The sequence below is a fragment of the Pseudonocardia pini genome, from assembly GCF_013870575.1.
In the GTDB taxonomy this organism is placed as follows: domain Bacteria; phylum Actinomycetota; class Actinomycetes; order Mycobacteriales; family Pseudonocardiaceae; genus Pseudonocardia; species Pseudonocardia pini.
Genome location: NZ_JACBXB010000523.1, coordinates 1 through 3,981, shown reverse-complemented (window position 1 = coordinate 3,981; position 3,981 = coordinate 1). Strand labels below are relative to the sequence as shown.

The following is a 3,981-nucleotide window of genomic DNA, read 5'->3' as shown; positions in this document are numbered from 1 at the left end:
GACCTTGCCGTCCTGGTCCGCCACCGCGAGGGCGTTGCGGTTGTACACGCAGATCCTCGCCGCCGCGGCGCGCGAGCTGATCACCGGGGAGGTCGCGGTCCTGCCCAGCTGGGAGACGCTGCCGCACGAGCGGCTCTCCCCGCGGCCGGACACCGTGGGTCGCCGCCTGACCCTGTTCCGGGCGCTGAGCGGCGAGAACCCGCCGCGGATCGTGGCCGCCGCGGCGCGGAGCCTGATCCAGCCGATCGCGCCGGGGCTGGGCAGCCTCGACCCGATCACCCTGCGCGTGGGCACCGAGCACGACTTCGAGCAGCTGCTGGAGCGGCTCGTCGAGCTCGCCTACACCCGCGTGGAGATGGTCACCGGGCGCGGCGAGTTCGCCGTCCGCGGCGGCATCCTCGACCTCTTCGTCCCGACGGCCGACCATCCCGTCCGCATCGAGTTCTGGGGGGACGAGGTCTCCGAGCTGCGGGCCTTCTCCGTGGCCGACCAGCGGTCGATGGACGAGCCGGTGGTCACCGAGGTCACCGCACCCGCGTGCCGGGAGCTGCTGCTCACCGCGCCGGTGCGGGAGCGCGCGGCCCGGCTCGCCCGCGAGCACGAGAACAACCCGCAGCTGCGCGAGCTGCTGGAACACCTCGCCGAGGGCATCCCGGCGGAGGGCATGGAGTCGCTGATCCCCGCCCTCGTCGGCGGCGAGCTGCAGCTGCTCACCGACCTGCTCCCGGCGGGCTCCCGCGTGCTGCTCGCCGATCCCGAGCGGATCCGCACCCGCAGCCGGGACCTCGTCCGGACCGGGCAGGAGTTCCTGGAGGCCTCCTGGCTGGCGGCGGGCACCGGCGGGGCCGCGCCGATCGACGTCGGCGCCTCGGCCTACCAGGACCTCGCGGAGGTCCTGCGGCACGCCACCGCCACCGGCCGGGCCGTGGTCTCGCTGAGCCCGCTGCTCTCCGGTGCCGACGACGCCGTGGTCGCAGGCATGCACGAGATCGAGTCGTACCGCGGGGACATCGAGCGGGCGCTGGTGGACCTGCGCGCGCACACCGCGGCGGGCGGCTCGGCGGTCCTCGTGGTGGCCGGGCAGGGCACCGCGCAGCGTTCGCTGGAGCAGCTCGGCGAGGCCGAGGTGCCTGCGACCCTGCTCGAGGAGATCACCGACGCCCCCGAGAAGGGCCTGGTCACGGTCACCTGCGGGCGGATCGCGGACGGGTTCACGGCCCCGGAGGTCGGGCTCGTCCTGCTCTCCGAGGCGGACCTGACCGGCACCCGTGCGGGGCTGGACACGACCTCGCGGAAGATGCCCGCCCGTCGTCGCAACGCGGTCGACCTCGCCGCGCTGCAGCCCGGGGACTTCGTGGTGCACGCCCAGCACGGCATCGGGCGGTTCATCGAGATGAAGGAGCGCACGGTCCAGGGCGCCACCCGCGAGTACCTGGTGCTGGAGTACGCCTCCTCGAAGCGGGGGCAGCCTGCGGACCGGTTGTTCGTCCCGACGGACGCCCTCGACGAGATCTCGCGGTACGTCGGCGGCGAGCAGCCCACGCTGAACAAGCTCGGCGGTTCGGACTGGTCGAAGACGAAGAGCAAGGCGCGCAAGGCGGTCCGGGACATCGCGGCGGGGCTGGTGCAGCTCTACGCCGCGCGCCAGTCGTCGCCCGGGTACGCCTTCGCCGCGGACACCCCGTGGCAGCGCGAGCTCGAGGACGCCTTCCCCTACACCGAGACCCCCGACCAGCTCTCCGCGATCGACGAGGTCAAGCGGGACATGGAGCGCCCGGTCCCGATGGACCGGGTGATCACCGGGGACGTCGGGTTCGGCAAGACCGAGATCGCCGTGCGGGCCGCGTTCAAGGCGGTGCAGGACGGCAAGCAGGTCGCCGTCCTCGTCCCGACGACGCTGCTCGCCACCCAGCACCTGTCGACCTTCGCCGACCGCATGCGCGCGTTCCCGGTCACGGTGAAGGGCCTGTCCCGCTTCACGGACAACGCCGAGGCGAAGGAGACGATCGAGGGGCTGGCGAACGGCACCGTCGACATCGTCGTGGGCACCCACCGGCTGCTGCAGACCGGTGTCCGGTGGAAGGACCTCGGGCTGGTGATCGTCGACGAGGAGCAGCGCTTCGGCGTGGAGCACAAGGAGCACATCACGGCGCTGCGCGCGCACGTGGACGTGCTCACCCTCTCCGCCACGCCGATCCCGCGGACGCTGGAGATGAGCCTCGCGGGCATCCGCGAGATGTCCACGATCACCACCCCGCCCGAGGACCGGCACCCCACGCTGACCTACGTCGGCGCCTACGACGACAAGCAGGTCGCCGCCGCCATCCGCCGCGAGCTGCTGCGCGACGGCCAGGTCTTCTTCGTGCACAACCGGGTCACCTCGATCGACCGCGCGGCCAAGCACATCCAGGACCTCGTCCCGGAGGCGCGGATCGGCGTCGCACACGGGCAGATGAACGAGGACCTGCTCGAGCAGACCGTGAACGCCTTCTGGCACCGGGAGTTCGACGTCCTCGTCTGTACGACGATCGTCGAGAACGGGCTGGACATCTCCAACGCCAACACGCTGATCGTCGAGCGGTCGGACACCCTCGGGCTCTCGCAGCTCCACCAGCTCCGCGGGCGCGTCGGCCGTGGGCGCGAGCGCGGGTACGCGTACTTCCTGTTCCCGCCGGAGCACCCGCTCACCGAGACCGCGCACGACCGGCTGGCCACGATCGCGCAGCACTCCGAGCTGGGGTCCGGCGCGGCCGTCGCGATGAAGGACCTGGAGATCCGCGGCGCGGGCAACATCCTGGGCGCGGAGCAGAGCGGGCACATCGCGGGTGTCGGGTTCGACCTGTACATCCGGCTGGTGGGGGAGGCGGTGGCCACCTTCCGCAAGCACGCCGGGGCGGAGCCGGGCGACGAGGTCGAGCCGCTGGCCGAGGTCCGGGTGGACCTGCCGATCGACGCCCACGTCCCCCACGACTACGTCGACGGCGAGCGGCTGCGTCTGGAGGCCTACCGCAAGATCGCCGAGGCGGGGGACCCCGAGGCGCTCGAGGCCGTGGTCGAGGAGCTGAAGGACCGCTACGGCGAGCCGCCGCAGCCGGTGCGGAACCTGCTCGCGGTGGCCCGGTTCCGGCAGCTCTGCCGGTCGCTGGGGCTCGCGGAGGTCGCGGTGGCGGGCACGATGATCCGGGTCGGCCCGGTCGACCTGCCGGACTCGAAGCAGATGCGGTTCAAGCGGATGCACCCCAAGGGCCAGTACAAGCCCGCCGCGCGGCTCGTCACGGTCCCGAAGCCCGCTGTCGGGAACCGGATCGGCGGCGCCCCGCTGCGCGACCTGGAGCTGCTGGACTGGCTCACGGCGCTGGTGAAGGAGCTGGCCACCCCGGTCCCCGTCGCCTGAGTGTGCGGCGCGACCCGCCGCACATACCGGGTTCCGGCACGGTGTGACGGGACCGTCGTGGCTCCACGATTCGGCGGCTGGACAGTCGTCCAGCTTCTGAGCTGCGGGTAGTAACGAGGGCGTCGCCGGCTGCGACCTGTGGTCCGACATGTCGACAGGGGCTCTGCTGGACCGGTTCGGTCTGCGCTATGCGGCGGGGGCGCGCGCGGTCGTCGGCGTGCTCATGGCCGTGGCGGCCCCGTTCGCCGCCCCACCTGCGGGCATGGCCGTCTGTGCGGCCGTCGCGGTGGCCCTGGCCGGGTGGAGCCTGGGCTACCTCCGGCTGATGCGCACCCGGCCCGCGACCTGGGTGTGGGTCGTGGACATGGCGTTCATGTGCGGGCTGTGCCTGGCCCAGTCCCTGCTGGTCGACCCCGTCCTGCTGGCCCGGTCGCTCGGCTGGGTCTCACCGATCGCGTCGCTCGCGGTGGTGGCCCTGCAGTGGCACGTCCGGCTGCTGCCCGGTGCGATCGCGACGGTGCTGGTCTGCACGGCCTTCGTCGTCGGCGCCGCCGCCGCGCCGGAGATCACGGTCGCGCAGGCCCTGG

At 72.9% G+C, this 3,981-nt stretch carries 2 protein-coding genes; both read left to right on the top strand.

Annotated features, from left to right (window positions below; genetic code table 11):
* Positions 1–3,394 (top strand): transcription-repair coupling factor (mfd, locus tag H5J29_RS23860; RefSeq protein WP_181783271.1); only part of this gene is annotated, 3,394 nt, incomplete at its 5' end.
* A 148-nt stretch (positions 3,395–3,542) separates the two neighbouring features.
* Positions 3,543–3,981: hypothetical protein (locus H5J29_RS23855; protein WP_220187841.1), on the top strand; the 439-nt coding region annotated here is incomplete at its 3' end.